General features: G+C 61.7%; 18 protein-coding genes and 1 tRNA gene. 9 read left to right on the top strand and 10 right to left on the bottom strand.

Going from position 1 to position 24,908, the window contains the following annotated elements; all coding sequences use genetic code 11:
• Nucleotides 1-39: 39 nt before the first annotated feature.
• Nucleotides 40-1,065, top strand: a complete 1,026-nt coding sequence (locus ACH107_RS00105) for a LarC family nickel insertion protein (protein ID WP_412504168.1) — start codon at nucleotides 40-42, stop codon at nucleotides 1,063-1,065.
• A 529-nt stretch (nucleotides 1,066-1,594) separates the two neighbouring features.
• Here ACH107_RS00105 and ACH107_RS00110 read toward each other — a convergent pair.
• On the bottom strand, nucleotides 1,595-1,867 hold the full coding sequence (locus ACH107_RS00110; protein WP_310691121.1) for a hypothetical protein: 273 nt from the start codon (nucleotides 1,865-1,867) through the stop codon (nucleotides 1,595-1,597).
• On the opposite strand from ACH107_RS00110, the gene ACH107_RS00115 reads away from it, so the two are divergent.
• From ACH107_RS00115 to ACH107_RS00125, 3 genes are all read left to right on the top strand, one after another.
• Complete coding sequence (locus tag ACH107_RS00115; RefSeq protein ID WP_412504143.1) at nucleotides 1,866-2,396, top strand: oxidoreductase; 531 nt, start codon at nucleotides 1,866-1,868, stop codon at nucleotides 2,394-2,396. The genes ACH107_RS00110 and ACH107_RS00115 overlap by 2 nt on opposite strands.
• A gap of 18 nt (nucleotides 2,397-2,414) precedes the next feature.
• A complete protein-coding gene (locus tag ACH107_RS00120; RefSeq protein WP_412504144.1) occupies nucleotides 2,415-4,958 on the top strand; it encodes an ATP-binding protein in 2,544 nt (847 codons plus the stop codon).
• A gap of 142 nt (nucleotides 4,959-5,100) precedes the next feature.
• Nucleotides 5,101-5,556 carry a hypothetical protein gene (locus tag ACH107_RS00125; protein WP_310703064.1) on the top strand — a complete coding sequence of 152 codons (456 nt, stop codon included), beginning with the start codon at nucleotides 5,101-5,103 and terminating at the stop codon, nucleotides 5,554-5,556.
• 121 nt (nucleotides 5,557-5,677) lie between these two features.
• Here ACH107_RS00125 and ACH107_RS00130 read toward each other — a convergent pair whose 3' ends face one another.
• Nucleotides 5,678-6,343 (bottom strand): response regulator transcription factor, encoded by a 666-nt coding sequence (locus ACH107_RS00130; RefSeq protein ID WP_412504145.1) that lies wholly within the window; start codon nucleotides 6,341-6,343, stop codon nucleotides 5,678-5,680.
• Between the two features lie 953 nt (nucleotides 6,344-7,296).
• On the opposite strand from ACH107_RS00130, the gene ACH107_RS00135 reads away from it, so the two are divergent.
• The 3 genes from ACH107_RS00135 to ACH107_RS00145 all read left to right on the top strand — a co-directional run bounded on the left by ACH107_RS00135 (nucleotide 7,297) and on the right by ACH107_RS00145 (nucleotide 11,991).
• A complete protein-coding gene (locus tag ACH107_RS00135) occupies nucleotides 7,297-8,574 on the top strand; it encodes a tyrosine-type recombinase/integrase (protein ID WP_412504146.1) in 1,278 nt (425 codons plus the stop codon).
• Between the two features lie 246 nt (nucleotides 8,575-8,820).
• The gene (locus tag ACH107_RS00140; protein ID WP_412504147.1) at nucleotides 8,821-9,099 is read left to right on the top strand and encodes a helix-turn-helix transcriptional regulator; all 279 of its coding nucleotides are present in this window, start codon (nucleotides 8,821-8,823) and stop codon (nucleotides 9,097-9,099) included.
• Nucleotides 9,100-9,264: 165 nt separating this feature from the next.
• Entirely contained in the window at nucleotides 9,265-11,991 is a 2,727-nt protein-coding gene (locus tag ACH107_RS00145) for a DUF5906 domain-containing protein (protein WP_412504148.1), read from the top strand.
• A gap of 521 nt (nucleotides 11,992-12,512) precedes the next feature.
• On the opposite strand, the gene ACH107_RS00150 is transcribed toward ACH107_RS00145, so the two are convergent.
• The 3 genes from ACH107_RS00150 to ACH107_RS00160 form a co-directional block, all read right to left on the bottom strand.
• Nucleotides 12,513-13,118: a peptidoglycan-binding domain-containing protein gene (locus ACH107_RS00150; protein WP_412504149.1), complete on the bottom strand. Its 606-nt coding sequence runs from the start codon at nucleotides 13,116-13,118 to the stop codon at nucleotides 12,513-12,515.
• A gap of 66 nt (nucleotides 13,119-13,184) precedes the next feature.
• The gene (locus ACH107_RS00155) at nucleotides 13,185-14,360 is read right to left on the bottom strand and encodes a TIGR03032 family protein (RefSeq protein WP_412504150.1); all 1,176 of its coding nucleotides are present in this window, start codon (nucleotides 14,358-14,360) and stop codon (nucleotides 13,185-13,187) included.
• A gap of 148 nt (nucleotides 14,361-14,508) precedes the next feature.
• Nucleotides 14,509-19,059, bottom strand: a complete 4,551-nt coding sequence (locus ACH107_RS00160) for an autotransporter outer membrane beta-barrel domain-containing protein (RefSeq protein ID WP_412504151.1) — start codon at nucleotides 19,057-19,059, stop codon at nucleotides 14,509-14,511.
• Between the two features lie 478 nt (nucleotides 19,060-19,537).
• Between ACH107_RS00160 and ACH107_RS00165 the strand changes: the two genes are divergently transcribed.
• Nucleotides 19,538-19,819, top strand: a complete 282-nt coding sequence (locus tag ACH107_RS00165) for a hypothetical protein (protein ID WP_412504152.1) — start codon at nucleotides 19,538-19,540, stop codon at nucleotides 19,817-19,819.
• Between the two features lie 333 nt (nucleotides 19,820-20,152).
• Here the strand turns inward: ACH107_RS00165 and ACH107_RS00170 are convergent, their stop codons facing one another.
• From ACH107_RS00170 to ACH107_RS00190, 5 genes are all read right to left on the bottom strand, one after another.
• Nucleotides 20,153-20,545 carry a hypothetical protein gene (locus ACH107_RS00170; protein ID WP_412504153.1) on the bottom strand — a complete coding sequence of 131 codons (393 nt, stop codon included), beginning with the start codon at nucleotides 20,543-20,545 and terminating at the stop codon, nucleotides 20,153-20,155.
• A gap of 219 nt (nucleotides 20,546-20,764) precedes the next feature.
• Nucleotides 20,765-20,841: transfer RNA gene (locus ACH107_RS00175), tRNA-Arg, on the bottom strand.
• 98 nt (nucleotides 20,842-20,939) lie between these two features.
• Nucleotides 20,940-22,334, bottom strand: a complete 1,395-nt coding sequence (locus ACH107_RS00180) for a HAMP domain-containing sensor histidine kinase (RefSeq protein ID WP_310691124.1) — start codon at nucleotides 22,332-22,334, stop codon at nucleotides 20,940-20,942.
• 18 nt (nucleotides 22,335-22,352) lie between these two features.
• The gene (locus ACH107_RS00185) at nucleotides 22,353-23,735 is read right to left on the bottom strand and encodes a dihydrolipoyl dehydrogenase family protein (protein WP_412504154.1); all 1,383 of its coding nucleotides are present in this window, start codon (nucleotides 23,733-23,735) and stop codon (nucleotides 22,353-22,355) included.
• A gap of 3 nt (nucleotides 23,736-23,738) precedes the next feature.
• A complete protein-coding gene (locus tag ACH107_RS00190; protein ID WP_310702814.1) occupies nucleotides 23,739-24,461 on the bottom strand; it encodes a TVP38/TMEM64 family protein in 723 nt (240 codons plus the stop codon).
• Nucleotides 24,462-24,759: 298 nt separating this feature from the next.
• Here ACH107_RS00190 and rpmH point away from each other — a divergent pair, with 298 nt between their 5' ends.
• Nucleotides 24,760-24,894, top strand: coding sequence for a 50S ribosomal protein L34 (rpmH, locus tag ACH107_RS00195; protein WP_310691114.1), 135 nt, complete (start codon nucleotides 24,760-24,762; stop codon nucleotides 24,892-24,894).
• Nucleotides 24,895-24,908: the final 14 nt, after the last annotated feature.

Consider the following 24,908-nt stretch of genomic DNA (forward strand, 5'->3'; position numbering starts at 1 on the left):
GAACCGGCGCGAGAACTGGCGGCCGGCATCGGGCCCGGGATCGGGCTGCGGCTGGAGGCGGCGCATGACAAGGGGTTGCGCGGCGCTCGGGTGGTGTTCGATTTCCCGGGGGCCGAGGCCGCACCGCGGCATTACGCGGACTTTCGCCAGACGCTGGTCGAGGCCGCACCTGACGAGGGCACGCGGCGGCGCGCGCTTGATATCCTCGCGCGGCTGGGGATGGCCGAGGCCCGCGTGCATGGAATCGATCTGGCCGAGGTCCATTTCCACGAAGTGGCCGATTGGGATTCGATCGCCGATATCCTGCTTGCAGGCTTTCTGCTCGAGCGCGCGGGCGTGGCGACGGCCAGCGCCTCGGCTCTCCCCGTGGGCAGCGGCCGCGTGCAGACCGAGCACGGTCCGCTTCCCGTACCGGCGCCCGCAACTTTAGAACTGCTATCCGGCGCGCCCATGGTGGACGATGGCCAACCCGGAGAACGCGTAACACCCACGGGGGCGGCGATCTATGCGCACCTCGCTCCGTCAGGGCACCTACCCGCAGGACAATGGGCGTCGCAGGGCGGAGGATACGGGTTGGGCCAGCGGGCGTTGCCTGCAATAGCGAATGCGCTCCGCCTGGTCGTCTGGTCTGCGCAGGGGTCCGAGCACGATCGGATCGGCGTCATCAGCTTTGCCGTGGACGATCAGACCCCGGAGGATCTCGCCGTCGGCCTGGACAACATCCGCGCGACCGAGGGCGTTGTCGATGTCCTTCAGATCAGCGCACTGGGCAAGAAATCACGCATGACGGCACGGATCGAGGTTCTTTGCCGGCCGGGCCGCCTCGAAGAGGTGACGCAGATCTGTTTCCGGGAAACGACGACGATCGGCCTGCGCATGTCCTGCGAGTTGCGCACGATCCTGCCGCGGCACAACGCAACCACGGATCATGAGGGCCGTTCCTATCGTATCAAGACGGTCGTTCGTCCAGATGGGGCCAATACGTCAAAGGTGGAATCGAATGATCTGGCCGACATAGAAGGCGCAGGCCGCCGGGAGGCCCTTCGGCGAGGGATTCAGGACTGACGCCTTGCCGACGACGGCGGAATATGACCGTTTCGCCCCCACGGCTTGATGTCCGCCACCCCTCGGCACAGGCTCCGCGCAAGAGTGCTGTACGCTCCGTGGAGCGACACGCACATCTTTGCTGAGCTGGCAGCCGGCCTCGCCGCTGAGCACGGTGCGAAACAGACGATCTATTCGCCCCCGAAGGCCCACCGGAAGGCGGCCGCAATGGGTTTGATCTCAATGACCAACGATCGACCGTCTGGGCGCGGTCGCCAAGAGCGATGCTGCGGTGTCACCATGGCCGTACTTGCGGTCGCACGAACGCGGCGAACGATCACCTGCGCACACCGACCGGCGGCATGCGACGGCAACGTGATCGGTTATCGCACGGATGTCCGGCCAGAACGGTCCTGTTGGGGAAGAGCGGCCTGGCCGGACAAGGTGCCGATACTGCAAAGTGGTGCGCGGAGCGTGTCAACGACCCCCCTTCGCGTCAGCGAACGCTCCGAAGAACGCCACCGTACCGTCATTCATTCGCCATCACGCCTCAACGGCTCGAAAGATTTTCAGTCATGCATTGGTTTCTGTGACCTGCGTGAACGCGCGCCAGGCGAACGGAACAGACCACGACGAAAGGACAGGTCGGCAAGATGGCCTGTCCTTTTTGCTTGCCTTTTGTCATGACCATCGGTTTGAGGGCGAAACGAAAGATTTGTTCTGCCATCGCGAGGACCTTGCTAGGTGACACCATGGCCGGGTGTCCCCGATGCAGGGCCCGGCGCGTACCATCAACCAAAGAACTTCTAAGGAAAAGCGTCATGTCACAAAAATCCTTGGCAATCCCCTTCGTTCTGGCACTTCTCGGCACGATTGTGTTGTCGTGGTCGGACCCGGTGTCGGCCGACAATGCCCCCGTGGTGCTGACGGTCCAGGTTTCCGAGACGGCCGACCCGATTGAACTGACCGATGCCGACCTGATGGCGATGGATCAGCAATCCTTCGTCACCTCGACGCTCTGGACAAAGCAAGACCACCAGTTTTCCGGGCCATCGCTTCACGACGTTCTGGTCGAGAGCGGAGCAGAACCGACCGTTCCGGTCAAGCTCATCGCGGCCAACGACTATGCAGCGACCCTGGAGCCCGAGATGATCGGGGAAGAGTATCCAATCATCGCCAACAGGATCGATGGTGCGCCCTACTCGATTCGCGAGAAAGGGCCACTTTGGGTGATGTTTCCCTTCGACAAGGGTCCCGAATACAACACCGAGTTGCATTACGGCCGTTCGGTCTGGCAATTGACGGACATCGTGCTGGAGGCCCCCGGCACCCCTTCGGAGTCCGGCGCCTGATCGAGGGGCCAGCGGACCATGGTGACATTGCAGCGGATCGGTGCGGGCCTTGCGCTCGTCCTGGCCTTTGCCCTGCTGGTGGGGCTGGGCCAGCAGCTATCGAGAAAGATAGACCACTTCGCCATGGCCCGCTCCGACAGTGACGCGTGGAATTTCGCCCAGGTCGAGGTCGCTTACAACCGGTTCGAGATGGCCGTTCAGGACGGCCTGATCGAGCTTCAGGCCAAGGGGCGCCTGCCTGCCGCGGCGCAAGCCGAGATCCTCGAACGGTTCAACATCTTCTACGCGCGGGTTGATACTGTCGCCGAACGTTACGGGATGTTCGCGCGCCAGGACTCCGTCGCGGAGGCAATGCGAGACCTGCAGGATATGCGGGACGGCCTGACCGTCCGGATCGACGACGGCCGCTTTGTCACGGTCCCCGAGTTGCGCGACCTGCTGGCCGAGATCAGCGCCGCACGCCCCTCGATCCGCGCATTCGCACTGGACGCGATGCTGGCCGCGATCGAGGATCAGGAAGTCCAGCGCGAAGAGGTTCACGCCTCTCTGCGGACGTCGTTCCTGACACTCTCCGTTCTCATTCTGCTCTTGCTGGTGCTGGGTGGCATTCTTGTTTACCTCTGGCGGTCCCTGGGCAAGAAGAACGCCTCGGAACGCGACCTGACGGGCTACCTCGCAAAGGTGCTCGAGGTTTCGAGCGATGGCATCATCGTGGTGGACCGAACCTTGAGGGTCGCCGACGTCAATCGCACGGCGGAACGGATTTTCGGTCAGGACCGCGCGACATTGCTGGACCGCGACGTCATGGCGGAAATGTCGCCCCGACACGGGCGCGCCGCCATGGCGAATCGACTGCACGCGCTGCTTGAGCAGACCGATGATGCGAACAGCGAAATGCGCCACATGCCGATCGTCGCGCGCCGAGGTGACGGGACGCTCTTTCCAGCCGAACTGAACGTGGTGCGTGTCCGCGACCAGGCGCGTCAGAAGGTCCTTGTCGGCTTTGTCCGCGATCTGTCCCGGGAACGGCGCGCGCGGCGCAGAACCCGGCACGCCCTGGCCCAGGCCCGGAGCGATGCCGCCGCCAAGCAACGGTTTCTGGCAACGATGAGCCACGAAATGCGCACGCCATTGCACAGTATCGTCGTCGCGGCGGACATGGCCGAAAAGGTCGATGGGCCGGGAGCCAGTCGGCAGTATCTGCCCAAGGTCCGCGCAGCTGCGCAGACCGCCCTGCAGCAAGTTGAAGACGTGCTCGAGGTCGCCCGGAACAGTGTGGAGGCGGGCCGCACCGCGCCCGAGACATTCGAGGGCCGCGCGGTGGCGCATTCGGTCTTTCTGCAGATGCAGCCCCTCGCCGCGGCCCGTGCGAACAGGTTGGTATTCGACTGGACCGTGCCGGCGATGCTGCACGGGATGCCGCGCGACTTGTTTCGCGTCGTGCACAACCTGGTCTCGAACGCGATCAAGGCCACCGAGGGCGGCACGGTGACGATCCGCGCCTCTCAAAGCCACACGACCGGCCACCGTGAACTTGTGCTCGAGGTCGCCGATACCGGAGCGGGCCTCAGCGAGACCGAGGCGGAACATATCTTCGCCGACCATGTCTCGGGGTTTCGCGTGCAGGCCAGCCCGGGCACGGGACTGGGGCTGGGGATCGTGACTAGGGCGCTGGACAACCTCGGCGGCCGGATTTTCCTGAACAGCACCCTCGGTGAGGGATCGGTGTTCAAGGCGGTCATCCCCCTGTCGGAGAATGAGTCGGCCCTGGATGCGCCACCCGTGCCTGACGAGCAAGAGGTGCCGGAGGCCCGCTCAACCTCGGACAACGGGGCGATCCGGGGGACAACGGTCCTGCTGATCGAGGATCACGCGACCAACCGTCAGTTGCTGGAAGGCATGCTCGTTTCGCTGGGCTGCCATGTCACGACCGCGGACGACGGGGTGAAAGGGCTTCAAAGCGCCACCGACACCCCCTTCGACCTGATCCTGACCGATCTGAACATGCCAGGTCTGTCCGGCGAAACGGTCGCGCGGTGTCTGCGGCATGCGGGCGTCTCCGGCAACGCCTGCATCGTCGCGGCGACCGCCAAGGCGACGCTGTCGGAGGCGGACAAGGACAGCATCGCCGCCGGCGGCATAGACGCATTCCTTTTCAAGCCCCTCGACAGCGCCCGGCTCGAGGCCGTGATGGCGGAGGCCATGGCGGAACGTGCTCTGTTCCCGGACGACAGCGAAGCGCCGTCCGACGATGGCGACACGGTGAATGACCCCGGCATATTGGCCCGGGCCGTGCGCGATCTGCAGGATGTGCGGGCTGTGATGCCGGCCGATGCGCAGGCCGCCGACGCGGAAGAGTTGGGCGCCCTCGCCCGCAAAGCCCATCATGCTGGCGGCGCATTGCTGGTCACGGGACACCGGCGGCTTGGCCAGGCCCTGCTTGAGCTGGAACGCGTCTGTGACGCAGGCGATCGCGAAGGCCTCCACGGCATGGCCATCGTGGTCGCAACCGAGATCAACCGGTTCATCGTCCAAGCGGTTGACGCGGCCCCGTCATCCTGAGCAGACGACGGCTTCCTGCCGACGACCACGAAAGGATTGCGCTCTATCCTATGGGTGCCCGGATGACCCTATAGTTTGCGCGCAGTCCGGCGCTGGCCATGGCACACTACACCAAGTTCAGTACACAGAGGGTGCAGCTACGATGTTCAGCATTTACGACGGTCCGGATGCTCGCTGCATCCTGCTCAGCAAGCGATCCTCCCTTGTGGCCGGCCTGCAAGACGCGCTCGAGCAAAACGAGGCGGAACTGACCGCCATTCAGGACTACGCGGCACTCGAAAATGCACTGGCGGCCGACCCCGGCATCAACTTCGTCATGATCGACCTCGACAGCCATGCGAGCGTAAACGCACAGATCCCGTCGCTGCAACGTTTGCGGCGGCTCTATCGCGACAGGCCCACCATCCTGCTGTCCGCTGATTTCACGACGAACGAGTTCGGCACGCACCGCAAGATGCTTGGCGACGTATCCCTGCGGGTGCCGGTGCTGCACACGTCGCTGGAAATCGCCTTGCTTCAGGCGCCGGTCAACAATCTTGAATGGTGCGCGCACCTTGACGCAACGTCCTCCGGCGCGGCAAAGGTGGCGGCAGAGTAACACACGACGGGTCACGCAGAACGGTGGCGCGTCCCTTCAAGAGTGGTGTGCGAAAAGGACGATTGGCTCCACGTTCAGGTCGATGGGCGGCGACAATGCTCGTCGCAGGGCTGGGGCGCCGTTACAACAGATTCGCCCGCGAGGCCACGATGACAGCGTGGGCCCTGTTGCGCGCGTCAAGCCGCTGGCAAATTGCGCGCATTTTCATCTTGACGGCCACTTCGCTTCGGCTGATCTCGAGCGCGATTTCCTTGTTCGTTTTTCCCTCGGCCACAGCCCTGAGGATGTAGAGGTCCGTCTCGCTCAGTGAGGCATCCGCCACCGGGGTCGCCTCGTCACGGCGCGACAGCGACATGGGAACGAATTCATTGCCATCATGTATAAGTTGCAGGGTCGTGGGCAGGCTGCGTAGCTGCTGCGATTTGGAAATGAACCCTTTCGCCCCCAGGTCGATGGCCCGCCAGACGAAATCTGCGTCGCTGGTGCCCGAGAACAGCACAACCGAGCCTTTGGGCACCGCGTCGATCACCTGTTTGACCGAGCGCAGCCCCTGCATGCCAGGCATCGTAATATCGAGCAGGACCAGAACTGCGTCATTCCGGTTGGGCCGCAGCGCGCCGAGTGTCCCGTCAAGAGATTCGGTCAGGCTAACCCGGAAACCCCCGTGCGCCAGAAGCGTACTGCGCAACGCTTCAGCGATCATCCGGTGGTCGTCGGCAATCAGAACGTTAATGCCCTGCGTCGGGCTTCGGTCGCTCTCATTCTGCTTGTAGGTGTCTTTCGTCATGTGACCTTGGTCCACCGCCATCTTTTTGTACGGCCCTGATCCAAGACCTTGATCGGGACGCGCGACCACGACAGTGTCAATTCCTGTGTCATTCGCCACCTCACCCGCTGGCGGTGGATACCGCACCCTACCCGCGTGTAAAGTAGCGATCTGCCGTGTCTCGGCAAGCCCCCGATACTTAAAGCGCCATCTTTCACATACTTTTGGCACGAGGAGGGTCCCATAAGTCGGTCACAGATGCGGTCGCGCAATACCCTGGACCGTCTCTGTGCCGCGAGGCCCGACGAAGACTGGCGACACGTTGCGGGATGTGCAAACCCAGTCCACACGCCCCCTGACCCGAAGATGCAAGCAGTCACTCGACGTGCCCAGTATCCCGTCCAACCGATGGGAGGGCGTCCATTGGCCACCAAAGTTGCCGACAATTGCAGCCGGATGGGTCTGTCGGAGCCCGAATCGAGGGGAAATCGTCGGCAATGCGTGATGACACGTTGCCCAACCCGGCATTGGAAGGAAGCCCCGCGACATTCCAGCCAGAGATGACGATCCGCCGATCAAGCACCAAGCTGACGCGGCGCCATTCACGGGCGGGACCCTCGCCTCTTCACCGACACATCCCCGTCCTGCTCCAGTGACATCGGCGGGTAAGTGCTGCGCTTAGGGGCAAAAACGGGTGCGTTATTTCGACAAACCGAAAAACAAACGACACATTAAATCGTAAGCGTTTGAAGTGGCGGACCGAGGAGCCGGTAAACCCACGTCCAGGACTGTCCATCTCAAAACATCATATACACGAAATATACATTAAAACAGTTACTTAGATGTTTGCGTTGTCCATGCCTGTCTGCTACTGACTTCTGACAGCCACGGTTTTTGAGGGGCTATTGAGGGGCTGGGATTTGGTCAGACAGCGGGGCGAACATGAATGTTGAGGCAATGCGGGGGGTGAGGTCATGGTAAAGGGACTGCACCTTCTGACGGTGAAGCAGGTCGAAAGCGTTAAGCCTGGCACCACGCTCAGTGACGGCGGCGGGCTGACGCTGCGATGCGGGGCCAAGGGCAACACGCGGTGGGTGCTGCGCTACAGACCTGGGCCAAAGATGAACCAACGGGAAATGGGTCTTGGGTCCTTTCCGGCCACAACCTTGGCGCAGGCGCGCAAGAAAGCCGCGGCAGCGCGTGACATGGTAGCAGCGGGGCTCGACCCTATCGAGGAGGCCCAGCAGGCTGCAGAGGCCGCCAAAGCGGAGGCGCAAGCGGCTCAAGCCGAAGAGATGACGTTTGGCCGCTACGCGGACGAGATTTTCCTGCCAACGGTTCTGCCCAACTTCAGCAACGCAGCGCATATCCAGCAGTGGGAAGCGACGTTTCGCAAACATGCTGCGAGTTTGCGCGCGCTGCCCTTGGCCAAGGTGACACGTGATGATGTGTTGGCCGTGTTGCGCCCGATCTGGACCACGAAAAGCGTCACAGCCACGCGCAGCCGAGAGCGTTTGGAGCGGCTGTTTAGCCATGCCACGCAGAATGGTTACTTTCATGCGGATAACCCAGCTGCATGGCGGCAATTTGATGCGACCCTGCCTGCGCCGCGCAAACTGACCCGTGGGCACCACGCCAGTATCCCACATGATGAAATCGCACCGTTCATTGCGGAGCTGCGCACCCGGCAGGCGGAGAGCACTGCGGCTTTGATGCTTGAATGGATTGTGCTGTCGGCCTGCCGAACGGGGGAGGCCCGTTTTGCGACCTGGGCGGAACTTGACCTGAACCGGATGGTGTGGACGATCCCGGCCGAGCGTATGAAGATGCGGCGCGATCATGTGGTGCCGATCACGGAACGCATGGCGGTGATTTTGGAGGAAGCCAAACGGCGGCATGGGCGCGATGTTGTGCCGGAGGACTGGCTGTTTCCCGGTCCACGCAAAGGTAAGTCGCTGTCGGAGATGGCTGCGATCATGCAGCTCAAGCGCATGAACTATGGCCAGTACACCGTGCATGGATTGCGGGCCACGTTCAAAGGCTGGGCCGCCACCTGTACGGAGTTTGCGCGTGAACTGATTGAAGAGCAGCTGGCGCACCAGCTGGGGGCTGTAGAGCGGGCTTACATGCGGGTTTCTGCGGTTGAGCGTCGCCGTCCGATGATGGAAGCCTGGGCGTCTCACTTGGACGGCCAAGACGCCACCACGGGGGCGCAAAACGTGGTAACGATGCATACAAGCAAGACGGCATAGCGATAGCCGCGATATTTTTACAGGGCTTTCACATCTCTAATGGCGCTACATGTTGACAGCCTGTGGTTCTAGCTGGCAATATGTAGACAGAAATCAAGGTGACATTGCCAACCACCTTGGCAACGCTCATGTCAAAGTGTCACGCTTTGGCCGTTGTTCTAAAGATCGTGCACGAGCGCCGGCTTACTCGACGTGTACGGAAAACGCTTGGGTTCAAAAGTAACCCAAATTCTATGGGACAGCAGCATGAAACCGCGTTCTCCCGGTGCCGCAACACCGCGGACACTCCCTTCGGATATCATTGAACATTCCAGCGATGGGGTCTCTCAGCGCCCTGAAACAAGTCGGCTTATACGTTTGCCTGAAGTGATAGCGCTTTGCGGCTTGGCGCGCTCGACGATCTATCGCGACATTCGCAACGGGGTATTTCCGGCCCCTGTGAAGCTTGGGCGTTTGTCGGTCTGGTTGGAGCACGAAGTCCACCAGTGGATCGAAGACCGCATCGAGGAAAGCCGGGCTGCGTAGAGGGTAGCGGCGGCTCCCGGAGGACCCGCCGCCCATGAATGTCTAAAGCATGCGTAACCCGAAGCGAAGCGCATAGGCTTTTAGACTTATCCGACAGTGATTAGCTCACTACACAACAGCGATATTGGTGTACGCCCGTATCGCAAATCATCTTGGAGCGACACCATGACACGCATGGGTAGTATAGAAGATTGGGACGCCTGGATCAATACTGCAGAAGCAACGGGTGAAGACCTGGTCATGCTTAAGGCTGGCCACAAAGGCCCGCACTATGACGACTGGCAGAACAAGCAGCTCAGCATTGTCACGCTGCGGGAATGGGCCAAGAAAGGCCAGGACGCCGGGCTGAAATGCGCGCGTTTCCCGACGTTGGACGTGGACTGCGACAACCAAGAGGTCGGGGAAAAGGTGCGGGACTTTTTCCGCCAGAAAAATCTTGAAGGGTATTTGGACCGGCGGCGGGATGCCAAGGGCGTCTATCGGTTCGCGGCCATCTTCCGCACCGAGGAGCCTGCGCCCAAGCAATCCCGCGCATACCGGTTTTCCGATACGGGTGAGACCTTCAAGCTGGAGTTCCTGGGCGACGGGCAGCAGGTAAAGGTGATCGGCACCCACGACACGCCAGAGGGCGGGAGTTACTTCATCGAAGGCGGGCCAAGGGATTTGGCCACGCTGCCGGAGATCGGCGGGGCCGATCACCGCAAGCTGATCCTCGATGAGCTGGAGGCGCTATTGATTGCCGCCTTCCCGACGCTGGAGCGCAAGTCGAGCAGTTCGGGTCAGGTTGGCGCACGCAGGCACAAGAAAGCCGCGAGCCCTGCGGATTTGGACCCGGCCAACCAGACGTGGGATGAAAAGCGTGTGCGCGAGCTGGTCGCGGCGCTGCCAGCCAACGACTTCGAGGATTACGACGACGCCGTCAAGGTTTGCGCAGCGATCTGGGGCTCAACCGGCGGTGCTGAGTTTGGCTTGGAGATTTGGCGTGAGTGGGCTCAGGGCGGTTCCTGGGGTGCCGACAATGATGATGCCTGGGTGGAAAAGCGTTGGTCGTCCTTCACCGAGTCTGCAAGCGCGCTCAAGGAGCTGCGCGGTCTGGTCGTGCAGTATGGTCATGAGACTGGTGATCGGAAAGCAGCCTATGTAGCCGCGCGTGATGTTTATGCGGCACTGGAAAAGACGCCGGGCTGTTCTGTTGACGAGGTCTTGGCTCAGCAGGGCATTGAGGGCGGTGGAACCAATGAAGAGATTGTGTCCCTCAGCAACATTCCCTCGCGCGACGATATTGATGCTGATCCGCTGGGCGTGGGTGTAAATTGGCCGACGGCCACTCGTCCCAAGCTGCATGAATTTGGTTCGTTGACGGACGCTCTGTCCGGTATGGTGTTCCGCGTGGAAGACGGGACGCTCTACGAGCGTGCAGCGCTTGTGCCTCAAGGTGGGCGTGGATGGCATGCTGCAGCAGGCGTACTCAAGGCGCAGTTCGGGGGTGCATCCGAGTTGGACTACACCGTGCCAGGCAAAAAGGATACGGATCCCCCCATCACCAAGACCCAGCCGTTGCACGACTATCTCGCAGCGCAACCCGGCATCCTGAGGGTGGATACCTTCGGATACTTTCCGGGGGCGCCGGAACTCTATTATGATAGCTACAGGCGGCTGGTACTCAACCAGTGGCGCTGCCCCGAAGTAACCAAAAATGCGGTTATATCAACCCGGCAGGGTAAGCTGGTCGCAGATGATGACCCCTTGGCCAAATCGTTGTTTGGCCAGCTTGCACGCGTGCTGTTCGAGTGCATGGCGCCAATGGACAATAATTGGGAAGAGTTTTGGAACCTGTATCTTGATTGGGCGGCCGTCGTTGTCGGCGCGCCGTCGGTGAAGCCAGGGCATCATTACCTGATCACGGGAGGTCAGGGCATTGGTAAATCCCTGCTCGCTGAGATCATCGCGCGCTTTGTTGGGTCAAAAAACCGGCAAGACGTTTCCGCTGATGCGCTTTCCAACGGGTTCCAAGACTTCTTGAAAGCGCGTTTTATCACCGTGGATGAGCTCTACGTTCTATCTGGTGGCAAAACCAAGGCAGGTCACTCGGCCTATAACACCATGAAAACCTACATGGCGAAGACGCCGGATGAGCTGAACCTTAATATCAAGACCAAGCCCAAGGAGACGGCGGCCAATCTGTCGGCGTGGCAGCTGTCATCCAACAGCACGGCCCATGACCTTAACCTCGATCACGATGACCGCCGGATCGCAGTTGTGGCCTGCGAAGGCATGTCCAAAGACTTGAAGGCGAAGGCGCAGAAGGTGTGTCATCAGCTCGGTGAGCTGAAAGATAAGGGCTACACAAAAGCTTGGGATAAGCAGATGGCAGAAGCCTTTGCTGCACGGCTCGCCGCCGTGTGGGCTGATAAAGCACGGTGGGACGCCGTACTGGGGCAACCGCCTAAAAGCAATGCCAAGGCAGAGATCATCAGCGAAAGCTTTTCTCCACTGGCGGCGCACATCTATGACTGCTGGCAAAATGATCGGTTTGCGGACATCACCTCGCAGGCGGAAATCGTGAACGTATGTAAGAGCACTTGGCAACAGCCTGCTCCCAATGTGCTAAATGCGCTCTCAGCGCCAAGAACCGTGGCAAAAGCCCTCGAAGAGCTGGGAACGGTCACGAAGAAAAAAGTCCGCGTCTGCACTGGTGCGAAGGGCACGGCCGAGTCGCAGGTGACGATTGTAGCGTTTCCAACCATCCTGAACGAACTGGACGCCGACGTGACTCCGTTGGAGCGAGACCGAGCGCTGAAAGCCTGGCAAGAGGAATGGTCAAACAAGAGCACTGCCGAGTGGCGCGGGAGTTACGAGGCGTGTTGGAAGGCATTTGACGACCGGACCTGACGCTGCATGGAGGCGTGGCCAAGCCGCACCGGCTTGGCATGTGCGAGTAGTGTGAGGGTATGTGCGAGTAGAGGCACTTCTACCCTCACACTTTTTTAACAATAAAAACAGATACTTACGCATTTTTTACGGGTGATGTGAGTGTGGGAGTGTAAATTCCGCAGGTTGCCGTATGGTAAGTAATATAAGACGTATACTTTCATTCCCCATGCTTTAGGTATTTTACACTCCCACACTCACAAGACCCCGTAAAATGCTGATATAAAACGACAAAAAGATGTGAGGGTAAAGTATTTTTACTCGCACATCACACTCCCACACTCACATCCGGAAAAGGAGAAGGTGCCTGCCCATGCGCCCGCAGCATCCAGGGGTTCAAACGCACAGCGCATTCAGCTCAACGAGCTGTCCGGCCCAGGCCAAGGGACGTGCGGCTTAGGGTAAGCTGACCCGCACAGCGCGGCTTGGCCAACAAAACAGTGCGGACCCCTGGCGCTCGGCATCCCAGCCGGTCAGCTCCGCTAGGTCCCCGCCGCCTGCAGCACAAACACCGTCCAAGCATCCGGCAGCCCTGTGGTCGGCAGGTTCGCCTGCTCTTGGAAACTGGCCAGCGCCTCTGCTGTTTGCTCGCCGTAAACCCCGTCTGCACTGCCCGCTGGCAACAGCTCACGCGCGATCAGGCGCTCTTGGATGGCTTGCAGCACCGAAGGGCGGATCCGCACAACGGCTTCGCCCCTGTTGAGCTCAGTTAATTCGTCTTGCTCGGTTACAGCAAGCGGGGCCAGCGTGGCGAGCACCGAGGCTGTGACCGCCTCTACCTGCGCCTCCGTGTTGCTGGCGCAAACCCGTGCGACCACCGTGGCCAGTTCATTGACGTTGGAATAGGGCAGCACGTCCCTCACAGTTCCGTCTGCCCGGTTGGCATGGCTTGCGTAACCCGACAGCCACGCCACCAGCCGCGCTGCTGCGTCATTGCTCTGCTCCCCTTCCAGAGCGTCCACCAGTATCTGACAGCTCAAGGAGCCCATGCCACGCACCACAAAGCCCTGCGCATCCTGCGCGCCCCCCGTGGTGCCGGTGGTGGCCAGCATTGCGGTCAGGGCAAGGGCATGTCGTCTGCGGGTCATGTGGGTCTCTCTTCTGGTCAGGTGGTCTTGGTCAGCTGAGGGGTGGTCTGCACCGTTGCGCGTTCGCTACGCCCCAGGTGTGGGGTTCATCCCCTCGTAGGTGATCAGGTCGGCCAGCTCTGGTGAGGTGAGGCTCAGCGACATCGGGTAGCTCATACCAGGCAGCACTTCCACATCGTAGAGCTCGCCCACATGGCCATCGATGCGGAACCAGTCCACGCAGCTGCCGTTGGAGAGGTCGATGATCTGCACCCCGCACCAGGGCTCGCTATCAGCCTTCTTCAGCCGCTCATCCAGCTCCAAGCCCTCGAACCGCTTGTAGCGCGGTTTGGACAGGCCCACGAAGGCGAAGTTGCCATGGAAGGACAGGCCGCGCAGGAAGCCGGGGCAGAAGGCGCGTGGCTCGAATGTGCCCTTGCCCTTGTCCAGCCCGGCCACCACGCCCAGCTCGCCCGTGCCGGAGTTCAGCACCCAGAGCTCGCCGTTATGCAGTCGGGGTGAGTGGGGCATCGACAGCCCCTCGCAGACGATCTCGTTCTTGCGAATGTCGATCACCACGCCGCCATCCGCGCGGCGATCCCGCCAGCCGTCGATGGTATCTGACCGGCTGACAGCCGTGGCATAGGCGGGCGCGTCGCCATCCATGGCCAGCCCGTTCAGGTGGCAGCGGTCTTCATTGACCAGTGCGCTGATGAACGGCGGCTGCCAGACGGGCTTGAAGCTGTGGCGGGCGTCGGTGTTGGCGATGCAGTTGAACCGCGTGTTCACGAAGACCGGCTCGCCCTCGGCGTCGAGGCCAATGTCATGGGCGTCCAGCGCCCCGGTGAAATGCGTGCGACGCGGGACGAAGCAGGCGTCGAACATGTTGTTCACCCGCTCATGGGGGGCGAGCACATTCTCGAAGCGGATGACGTGGAAGGCCCCCGTCATGGTCAGCTGACCGTTGCTGTTGATGCTGAGCCCCATCGGCTTGGGTTGGGCCGACTGATGCAGATGCGCGCCGCCGCCCGGCTGGACGCCCAGCATGTAGAGCAGGCCCGACTGATAGGACGAGAAGGCAATCGAGAACTGCGCCTTGGCCATGCGTGGCACCAATCCCGGCGACATGCTGTAGGACACCGCCGCTTGCCCGGTATTAGGCTGCTCAGCCTGTGGGGCGGTCTGCGGCGTTGGCTCTGCGCCGTTTGCTTTGGCTTTGCCCTTGGCGCTTTTGGCCGGTGTGGCGGTCGTCTTCTTGCTCATCTTCGGTCTTTCTGGCGACTGTTAGGGTGGCCGCTGCGTGAGGTGGGGTCTTTACGGCATGGGCCAGCTGCGTGTCCGGCCCTGAAATACGCAAGACGGCGATGATCGCCGCCTTGCAGGTTTGGTCTCTATCGGATGTGGGCCCGCGTTACCACTGCATCCGCCAGCCTGCGGAAACGGCAATCGCGTCACCGTCCACGCCGTTGAAGGCTTCACGGTAGGAGACTTGGCCAAAGACATTGCTGTTCTCGGTCGGCTGCAGCGAGAAGCCGCCGCCAAGCTCCAACCAGTCGCCAGTACCGCTTTGCGTCACATCGGTGCCCGCCACAGTGGCTGTGCGGCTGCCTTCCAGATCGTGCAGCACCTTGCCGAAGCCGAAGACCTTGCCAGCGCCCCAGCTCGAACCGGTCACGTCTTGCTCCACGGTCAGGCCAACCCGCGAGGTCAGGGTCTCACGGTCTGCAAAGCTCACCACGTTGCCAAGGTTATCGGTGAGGCTGCCATCGCGCATCTTGCCCCAGGACAGTTGCGCTTGAGGGACCAGCGTGGTGCCGCCCTGCAGCTCGATGCGTTTGCCAACCTCGGTGCTTGCGGAATAGACCACATCGTCATGGTCATTGAGCAGCTCACCACCACCTTGGGAGGTGGCGTCGATAGAGACGAAGTCCACGGCGGCATTACCGTCCACATAGAACCCGTCATTGCCGAACCAGGTCAGGGACGCGGCCATGCCAAAGCCTTCGGCGTTGAGCGAGGCGGTGCCCACCGGGTTGCTCAGGTCAGCATAGGTGGCCCCGTAGCGTAGGTTCACGCCACCGACCAAGTTGCCCCCCGCATGATCCCCCAGGATCGTGCCAATCCCGGCTTCCAGACCCCAGCTGTCGGCTTCCAAGGACGTGCCTGCCGAGGAATTGTCCGGTGTGATATCGGCAAAGTCGCCCCAGGTGCGCATCCACGGGCCAACCGATTGTGCCACAGGCAGGTCAGCATCGCCTTGGGTGCTGAGCGTCGGGCCAGTTCCGCCTTGCACCCGCGCGCCCAAGCGCTGCTGCAGCGTCTCGGTGCGGGCAAAGCTGTTGAGCACGACGCCCGGCATGGCCTCAAAGACGGCACCGGTGGTGCCGATGGTGCCATTGTTGCACAGGTACCAGTTGTCGTTGGCGGTATCATCGCACTGGCCCAATGACAGGTCATAGGCGATAGCACCGACTTCAACAGGAGCGGCCAGGACAAAGGCGCCTGTATCGGATGCACCACCAACCGTCACCACTTCGATACCAGTCGTCGTCTCGCCGCCTGCGCCGCCACCAACCGAATTGATCGCCAGAGCCGTGGGAGCCCCGTCGAGGATCACGTCGCCGCTGATGTCCAGCCGGTCTGCGGCAGAGCCATCACCGCCCAGCACCACGTCCAGCTCGACTGTGCCGCCATTGGCGACGAAGTTGGCCGACGCCTGACCGCCGCCGTTGCCGATCTCGAACACGTCGCCCGCACCCCCGTCGGTCAGACGGACCGTGCCGCCCGCGTTGTTGCGGAAGGTGTCGAGGTTGTTCAGCCAAGGCGTCTCGTCCGCTTCATCATCGCTCGCCGCGATGATCAGGCCCTCGTTCGCCACAAGGCTGTCGCCGGTCGTGTTGAAGTTACTCGTCGTGCCCGCCAGTTTCCAGGTGCCTGCGTTCGTGAAGGTGTTGGAGTTGGTCAGGTCCACCGAGCCCGTTACCGTGCCGAAGTTGTTCACGATCACCGCGCCGTTGGGGGCAAAGGCCGCAATCGCGACACCCGTCTCCGCATCCGTGCCGGAGACCGAGACGCTGCCGCTTTCGGCGATTGTGATGGTGACATCTTTACCACTAATAGCAGCAATTCCCGCGTACTCGGTCCCCGTAATGTCACCTGTTGCTGTGATGTTCACCGACCCTGGACCGAAGTTCGCGGCATATACCCCCAAGCCACCAGTGACATCTGCAACTGAGATATTAATATCGTCATCTTCGCCTGGCGCAGGTCCGCCATAACTTGCGTTTATTGCTTCATCAGAAACGCCTGGCACAGGTCCGCCATAACTTGTGTTAAATATTGCACCAAAAACACCGACGATCCCGCCCTCAATTGAGCTGTCTGTTGCTGTGATTGTAATAGAACCGGCTTCAGAAAGCCCAATAATCCCAAAACCGGAACTCGATGAAACCAAAGCGTTCGGTTCAAGGGTTATGCTAGTATCACTATCCACTGTCTTGGCGTAAATGCCTCCGCCAAATACACCATCTTGCGCCGTATTTGATACATTACCGCCAACCGTAATTGATAAATCACCTGCGCCTACACCTGTTTCAGCAAAGATTGCTTCATAATCAGCACCATTGGTGCTGACACTTCCACTAGCCTCGATAGTGAGGTCCCCAGTGCCATAATTTTTTGCGGCAATAGCATTCGTTCCACCCGTCACATCGTCATTCGCAGCAATGGTCAGGTCTTGCGTCGAGTTGATGGAGTTGTTCGCATAAATCCCGACGTCGGACGTCCCGATTACGGTCCCGGTCGTGGTGATGCTCAGCGCGCCACTGCCGTCGTTGTCGGCGTCAATGCCGGAGCTCCCACCGGTGACGTTGTCGACTTCGATGGTAAGGTCAGTGGAGTCCTGCGAGTTGTACGCATAGATGCCGTCGCTGGTCTCACCCATCACCGCGCCACTGGCCATGATGCTCAGCGCGCCGCTGCCTTCATTGTCGGCCTCGATGCCGTAGCTCCCACCGGTGACGTTGTTGACTGCGATGGTAAGCCCAGTGGAGTTCTGTGAGTTGAAAGCGTCGATGCCGTAATCGGTCTCACCAGCCGTCACCGAGCCACTGGCCATGATGCTCAGTGCGCCACTGCCGGCGTTGTAGGCGAAGATGCCTTCGTCGCTACCCGTGACGTTGTTGACTTCGATGGTAAGCCCAGTGGAGTTTTGTGAGTTGAACGCTTGGATGCCGTCGCTGGTCTCACCCATCACCGCGCCACCGGCCATTATGCTCAGCGCGCTGCTGCCTTGGTTATCGGCGAAGATGCCGTAGTTCCCACCGGTGACGTTGTCGACTTCGATGGTAAGGTCAGTGGAGTTCTGTGAGTTGCGCGCGTCGATGCCGTCAAAGGTCCCGCCCCCCGTCACTGCGCCACTGGCCGTGATGCTCAGTGCGCCACTGCCGTCGTTGTCGGCGAAGATGCCGAAGTCGCCACCGGTGACCTTGTTCACTTCGATGGTAAGCCCAGTGGAGTCCTGCGAGTTGTACGCATAGATGCCGTCGCTGGTCTCACCCATCACCGCGCCACTGGCCATTATGCTCAGCGCGCCACCGCCTTCGTTGTCGGCGTAGATGCCGTAGTCGCCACCGGTGACCGCGCCGCTGGCCGTGATGCTTAGCGCACCACTGCCGTCGTTGTCGGCGTAGATGCCGTAGTCGCCACCGGTGACGTTGTTGACTTCGATGGTAAGGTCAGTGGAGTTCTGTGAGTTAAACGCGGCGATGCCGTCTTTGGTCTCGCCTGTCACCGCGCCACTGGCCGTGATGCTCAGCGCGCCACTGCCGTCGTTGGCGGCGCGGATGCCGTGGTTCCCACCGGTGACGTTGTCGACTTCGATGGTAAGGTCAGTGGAGTTCTGTGAGTTAAACGCGTCGATGCCGTCTTTGGTCCCGCCCCCCGTCACTGCGCCACTGGCCGTGATGCTCAGTGCGCCGCTGCCGTCGTTGGCGGCGCGGATGCCGTAGTCGCCACCGGTGACGTTGTTGACTTCGATGGTAAGCTCAGTGGAGTTCTGTGAGTTATGCGCATAGATGCCGTCGCTGGTCTCACCCGTCACTGCGCCACTGGCCGTGATGCTCAGCGCGCCACTGCCGTCGTTGTCGGCGTCAATGCCGGAGCTCCCACCGGTGACATTGTCGACTTCGATGGTAAGGTCAGTGGAGTTCTGTGAGTTGTTCGCCAAGATGCCGTCATTGGTCTCGCCTGTCACAGCCCCACTCGTCGTGATGGTTAGCGCGCCACTGCCGTTGTTGACGAGGAGCATGCCGCGGGTGCCCCCTGTGACTTTGTTCGCTTCCACGACGAGCTCAGCACCAGCGTTACTTGCAAAGATGCCAATATAGCTCTCGCCTGTCACAGAGCCACTAAGCGAGATCGTCAGTGCGCCGCCGGCATTAATGGCGTGGATACCTCTTTTTCCGCCCCTCAACGAGCCACTAGCCGCAATACTCAGCGCGCCGCTTATAGTGTTGTTGATGGACTGTACTCCGTAGTTGCCCCCTGCAACGTCCCCTGTAGTTGTGAGGCGCAGCTCACCGGTGCCGCTATGTTCCGCAGAGATTCCATCACCGGCTCCATTAATCATGCTGGCGTAATTATCGGTAAACGTTGTGTCCCCTTTTTCTCCACCGCCGGTCGTGATGGTAATTGCATCTCCGGTGCTATCAGACGTATCCACCGAAAATCCGTCCTCCGTGACGAACTCATCGGGGCCATACAGAGTTTGCGTGTCGGTTTGGCTACCAGACAGCACTGTCTGCGCATAAACGCCGCGCCCATAGCTCAGCCCGATGACGGCGCTGAGGGTGGTGCCCATCAGCAGCGCACCGGCCCGGCGGCGGGCTTGGGTGCGCCGGGGCTGCGCGGCGTAGAGGGGGACAATACTGGCGCTGCGCGAGTTTTTCCTGCTCTGGCTCATAACTTTCTCCGGAAATTATCACAAATATTTGGACAAATATTTGGAACGTGCTTGCCAGATTCTGTAGGAAAAGCAAAGTAGCCAAGTCCTAAGCGTGCAAAGCAAACGTGGTCAGTTGGCTTGGGGTGATTACATCGATTGCTTCGTGACCTATGTGCAATTAAATATGGCCCAAAATGCTCACGACCCTATCCCCGCATCATGGACCTGACCGCCGTTAGGGATGGCCAAAATCACTTGCGGAACACTAAAGATACTGCCGCACAACTTATGCAGTTACCCGAAGATGGCGCTGATCGGCTTTGCCGGATGTAATGCATACAAAGGCGCGATCTGTTCCAGCTGGTGGAACAGAAGGGGCTGACCGAGGTGTTCCGAGGCGACCCCCGTCGAGATCGCTAGCGAACGCGGCTTCTACACCTCGACCAACGAGGTGGCGGCCTATACCGAGCTGAACCGTGCCACGGTCACGCGTAAAATGAAGAAGCTTGTGGATTTGGGCAGCCTCGAGCGGGTCGAGTGCGACAAGTGGCACCTCAAGGATTTCGAGCATGGCGAACAGGTGCCGGCCGCCATTATGCTGCGCGAGCTGCTTCAGAACTACATGGCCATCACCAACAAGCTGGAAGCATTGCTGCCGGAAGAGGTGGTGCCAGTCATGCAGCAGACCCTGGCGGACCTTGGGCCTATAGAGGCCAAGGCGCTGTTGGAGGATGACGTTGCGTGGAAGATGAAGCGGGGGTTGGAGGTCAAGCATTGAGCGTTCGCGATCTTGACCAATGGCAGACCTACAGCTTGGCCATGCGCTGATCCAACCTCGCTGAGCTGTACGCAGGCCACGCCATACAGCTCATCGTTTCTCGTCGCGTAATAAGGTCTGTATCCGAAAATTTGGTCGCGCGGTCATACAAGGTTTTCTCACCGCAGGTCGGGGGTGTCCGGGGGGTAGCATGGGCAAATGGCCACAGCCTGCGACCAGTTCATTCAGCTCAGTCGCTTTTCCCGCTTGGCTGACAGCTTGGCCAAGGGCCCTAGGCATGGCTAGCCTATAGTGCACTCAGCCTGCAGTCTCTTGGATACAACCCCCGTGGCGTCAGTCGCCCCCGTGGCCACCTCCGGGGTCTTTGCCGGCGTCCCGGTCAAGCGCCGCACGTAATGCGCTCGGGTGCGTTTTGAAGCGCCCCCGTGGTGGCTTGAGCTTTCCCTGCAGATACCACCGGCCTGCCGCCGGACAGCTCGGGTTGCGCTGAATGCCTTCGTGATGAACGCAGCGATCCGATCCGCGCACGACCGGCAAGCGGCAGCGCGTTCCGTCGCGTTTTTCAGCCGTGCACCTAGGAGCGTTTTGATACCCCTCCAACAGCTGCTCGCGTGAGGCCCGCTCCGGGTAGTTGCCAAGCGCCGCCCGCTTGCGGCCTTTGGCACGCTGCTTGACGGTCAGCTGCGCCGCCTTGGCGGCCGCCTGGTGAAATGCCTCTCTGCTCAACGGTCTCGCGCGCAGGCGCTCCGGCTCCGGTCGGGGTGGTTGCTCAGCTCTCTGGGTCATACCCAGATTATACTCCAACGGTTCCCTTGGCGCGAGACCCTGGTGAGGGGCCCGGTGCTCCCAGCACCTGCAGATAGGCTCCCAAGCAAAGAATCCTGAGGGGCTATTAAGGGGCTAGATTTGAAATCTGACTCTAAGTCATTGTTTTTATTGATGTTGTGGCGGACCGAGGAGGATTCGAACCCCCGACCCCCTGATTCGTAGTCAGGTACTCTATCCAGCTGAGCTATCGGTCCACTATTGACCGGGGAATTAGACGTGTCGGGCGGGCGACGCAAGGGGGGCAAATGCACAAAGGCCAAGTTTTCTGTCGCGTCTCGCAAGAGGGCGCGGGTCATCCGGCATCCAGCGCGGCTTCGGCCTTGGGCAGGCAGATGGCGAAGGCCGTGCCGGTCTCATCGGTGTGGCGCAGCTCCAGCCGGCCGCCGTGGCCGCGCACAAGTTCGGCGGCGATGGCCAGGCCGAGGCCCGAGCCGCCGCGCCGCGCGCCGCCCTGGAAGGCCTCGAACAGGTGTTCGCGCGCCTTCTGCGGCAGGCCCGGGCCGGTGTCGGAGACGTGGATCCACCAGGCCTCTTCGTCCTCGCCGGCGCGGATGTTGATCTCGCCGGGCTGGCCGTTGGCGGCGATAGCCTGGCGGGCGTTGCGCACCAGGTTGCTGAGCACGCGGTAGAGCTGTTCGCCATCCGCCCGCACTTGCATGCCCACGGGAATGTCGGCGGAAAAGGAAATCTCGGCCTCCGTCTCGGCCAGCCGCTCGCCGTCGAGCACGTCCTCGACGATATCGCCCAGCGTCAGCCGCGACAGCCGCGGCGCCGGTTCGTCCACCCGCCCGAAGGCCAGGGTGGATTCGCACAGATTCACCGCCCGGCTGATCGAGCCCACGAGCTTGGGCGCGAGGCGGCGCACGGTGGGGTCCTCGGAATTTTCCAGCCGGTCGGTGAACAGCTGCGCCGAGGTCAGGATGTTGCGCAAATCGTGGCTGATCTTTGATACTCCGCCGCCAAGCTGCGCCAGCCGTTCCTTCTGCTTGAGCGCCCCGGTCAGCTGAGTCTGCAGGCTGGCCAGCGACTCCTCGGCCTCGCGCAGTTCGACCACCGAGGAATTGGGCGTGATGACCGAGCGCGCATCCTCGGGGGCCTGGGCGTAGTGCTGCATGTTGCGCACCACGCCCTTGATCGGCTTGACCAGCAGAACCCGCACGGCGAGAAACAGCAGCGTTGCTGTCACGATCGAGATCACCGCCGAGAGCAGCAGAATACGCAATCCGTAGTCGATCATGGCCGCACGCAATGGCGCGGTCTCCATGGTGACCTCGATCAGCTGCCCGCCGCCGCGCACTGGGTTGCCAAGCACCCGTATGATCCGGCCTTCGGCGTCCCAGAGCCGGACCATGGCATCGCGAATCAGCACCCAGGCGGCGGGATCGCGCATGTCGTAGGTGGCGTGGATCGGCGCCGGAATGGGCGAGCTGAGCGCGAGTTGCCGCACCTCGTCGCGCCGCAGCACCACGTTGAACACGCCCGCATTGGTTAGCAGCTCCTCTTCCAGGTCTTCGCTGATCATGTCGTCGGCCAACAGCGCGAGCGAGGCGATCTGAGCCCGCTCCAGCCGGGTGAGGAGGTAATCCTCGCGAAAACGCGCCACCGACGGCACGAAGATCAAGACCTCTGCCAGCATCACGAAGATGGTGGTCAGGATCAGGAACCGCCCCGAAAGTGTGTTCAACAGCCGCATGCCTGCACCAGACTACGGCAGAAACTTTTGCACAAGCCGGACCAGCCGTTTCACCGTGTCGTTCTCGAAGAGCCTGGGGCCAAAGTAATTGCCCGCGGCGCGTTTGTTAATCTCGCTGAAGGTGGGATAGGGCAGAACCGTGCTGGAAATCGCCGACATCTTGAGGTTGTTGGCGATGGCCATGGCCCACATGGCGATCAGTTCGCCAGCCATGGGCCCGACGATGCTCGCGCCCACGGGCCGCCCCTTGACCACCATGACCTTGATCCGGCCGGCCGTGCGGCCCTCGGCCACGGCACGGTCGTTGCTGGCGAATTCGGCCTCGGCCACCTCAAGCTTGGCGCCGTGGGCCGCGCGCGCCTGCGCCTCGGTCAGGCCCACCTGGGCAAGCTCGGGATCGGTATAGGTGGTCCAGGGGATGTGATGGGTCTTTTGCCTGGCAGGCAGCCCCAGCAGCGCCGAGCGGATCACGACGCCCGCATGATAGCCCGCGACATGAGTGAACTGCAGCCCCCCGGCCGCGTCGCCCACCGCGTAGACCCGACGGTTGGAGGTCGAGCGCAGCGTGTCGCCCACCTTGACCCCGGACTTGTCCCAATCAATGCCACCGGTGTCGAGGTCCAGCCCCGAAACATTGACCTTGCGGCCCACGGCCACCAGCAGATGCGAGCCGGTGAATTCGCCCTTTTCGGTCTTCACAGTGATCAGGCCATCGGTTTCGGAGACCTTGCTGGCCTGCGCGCCCTCGACAGTCTTGATCCCCTCGGCGCGCAGCTTGTCCAGCACAATGGCGGCAAGCTCGGGGTCGTCCTTGCCCAGCGCCTTGGCACCCTCGATCACCGTGACCCTGGAGCCCAGCCGCCGATGCGCCTGCGCCATCTCCATGCCGATGGGGCCGCCGCCGATCACCAGCAGGTGTTCGGGCCGTTCGCGCAACTCGAAGATCGTCTCGTTGGTGTGGACGGTGACATCCGCGATCCCGTCTATGGGGGGCACGAGAGGGGAAGACCCCGTCGCGACGACGAAGCGGCGCGCGGCGATCACCGTGTCGCCTGCCTGCACCTCGGTCGGCGAGATGAAGCGACCATAGTCCTGTATCACCTTCACCCCCAGCCCTTCGAAACGTTCGACGCTGTCGTGCGGTTCGATGGTGGCGATGACATTTGCCACGTGGTCCTTGGCGACCTTGAAGGCGACCTCCTGACCCGCCTTGGCCCGCTTGCCCTCGGACAGGAGCGCCTTGGAGGGCACGCAGCCATAGTTGAGGCAGTCGCCGCCCATCTTGTGGCCTTCCAGCAGGACAACGTCAGCGCCCATCTGGGCCGCGCCGGCCGCGATGGACAGCCCGCCCGAACCGCCGCCGATGATGCACAGGTCAGTCTTGATACGGGTCATGAATCAAAGCCCCTTCTTGCCGCGCAGGGCCTTGAGGATAACAGGCAACAGCGCCAGCGCACAAAGCCCGAGGATCGGAAGCAGAATCTGCGACTCAAAAATGATGCCCAGGTTCGGCGTCTCGCCGCGCGAGAAAACCTCGCCCAGCCCCGCCCCCACCGAGGTATAGACCACCGCGCCGGGAATGATGCCGAGGAAGGTCGAAACCACGAAGCGGCGCAGCGGCACCTCCAGGAACGAGGGGATCAGGTTGGCCAGGAAGAACGGCACCGCCGGCACCAGGCGGATCAGGAACAGCATCGACCACTGGTTCTGGTCGATGCCGTCCTTGATCTTCTTGACGGTGCCTTCCGCGCCCTCGAGCTTGCGGCCCAATTGCTCGCCAAAGCCCCAGCGCGCGGCCTGGAAGATGCCAACCGCCCCGATGGTGGCACCGGTGACATTGAACAAGGCGCCGGGAAAGATGGCAAAGAGGAACCCGCCGGTCAGGGTCATGACCGTGGCCCCGGGCAGCGAAAAGGCGACGATGAGCGCGTAGAGCAGGACGAAGACCCCCGCCGTCACCAAGTAGTTCGCGTCGCGGAAGGCGATCAGAGCTTCGCGGTTCTCGGCCAGCGCCTGAAAGCTCAGGTAGTCGCGCAGGTAGACGGCGCCCAGCGCGGCCACCGCGAAGATGACCAGGATCGGCAGGCGTTTCAGCCAGGGGCGGCTTGGTGTCTCTGTCATGTCGCGCACGTCGGGCATCCTCTCTGGCCGGGAACAAGCGTGGGGTATAGATGGCGCAGCGGCGCGGCGCGCGATAGGGGGGTCACGCCGCCTTGATGGGCGGTGAAGGTTTCGTTGGAAATCCGTCGGCCGGCACCCCGATCTGTAACATCCCGGGCCGGTCACGCCGGGTTTGTTGCAGAAAACCCCCGGCTGCCGCGTTGACAGGTGGGCGGGCGGGCTCTAAACGATGGGCTTCGAGATGTGACCGGGGCTCGACACCCTTACGGGACTCGCCCCCAAGACCGGAGTTGTCGCGATGAAGCGCACGTATCAGCCGTCCAACCGTGTTCGCAAGAACCGTCATGGTTTCCGCGCCCGTATGGCCACCAAGGCCGGCCGCAAGATCCTGAACGCGCGCCGCGCCCGCGGCCGCAAGAACCTGAGCGCCTGACCGGCCGCCAGGTC

The sequence above is a fragment of the Roseovarius halophilus (ex Wu et al. 2025) genome (assembly GCF_047086965.1).

Coding starts and splice junctions, on each gene's coding strand:
- ACH107_RS00115 (WP_412504143.1), top strand. CDS start 1,866: ATGTCACAAAAATCCTTGGCAATCCCCTTCGTTCTGGCACTTCTCGGC.
- ACH107_RS00110 (WP_310691121.1), bottom strand. CDS start 1,867: ATGACGCTTTTCCTTAGAAGTTCTTTGGTTGATGGTACGCGCCGGGCC.
- ACH107_RS00120 (WP_412504144.1), top strand. CDS start 2,415: ATGGTGACATTGCAGCGGATCGGTGCGGGCCTTGCGCTCGTCCTGGCC.
- ACH107_RS00125 (WP_310703064.1), top strand. CDS start 5,101: ATGTTCAGCATTTACGACGGTCCGGATGCTCGCTGCATCCTGCTCAGC.
- ACH107_RS00130 (WP_412504145.1), bottom strand. CDS start 6,343: ATGACGAAAGACACCTACAAGCAGAATGAGAGCGACCGAAGCCCGACG.
- ACH107_RS00135 (WP_412504146.1), top strand. CDS start 7,297: ATGGTAAAGGGACTGCACCTTCTGACGGTGAAGCAGGTCGAAAGCGTT.
- ACH107_RS00140 (WP_412504147.1), top strand. CDS start 8,821: ATGAAACCGCGTTCTCCCGGTGCCGCAACACCGCGGACACTCCCTTCG.
- ACH107_RS00145 (WP_412504148.1), top strand. CDS start 9,265: ATGACACGCATGGGTAGTATAGAAGATTGGGACGCCTGGATCAATACT.
- ACH107_RS00150 (WP_412504149.1), bottom strand. CDS start 13,118: ATGACCCGCAGACGACATGCCCTTGCCCTGACCGCAATGCTGGCCACC.
- ACH107_RS00155 (WP_412504150.1), bottom strand. CDS start 14,360: ATGAGCAAGAAGACGACCGCCACACCGGCCAAAAGCGCCAAGGGCAAA.
- ACH107_RS00160 (WP_412504151.1), bottom strand. CDS start 19,059: ATGAGCCAGAGCAGGAAAAACTCGCGCAGCGCCAGTATTGTCCCCCTC.
- ACH107_RS00165 (WP_412504152.1), top strand. CDS start 19,538: ATGAAGAAGCTTGTGGATTTGGGCAGCCTCGAGCGGGTCGAGTGCGAC.
- ACH107_RS00185 (WP_412504154.1), bottom strand. CDS start 23,735: ATGACCCGTATCAAGACTGACCTGTGCATCATCGGCGGCGGTTCGGGC.
- ACH107_RS00190 (WP_310702814.1), bottom strand. CDS start 24,461: ATGACAGAGACACCAAGCCGCCCCTGGCTGAAACGCCTGCCGATCCTG.
- rpmH (WP_310691114.1), top strand. CDS start 24,760: ATGAAGCGCACGTATCAGCCGTCCAACCGTGTTCGCAAGAACCGTCAT.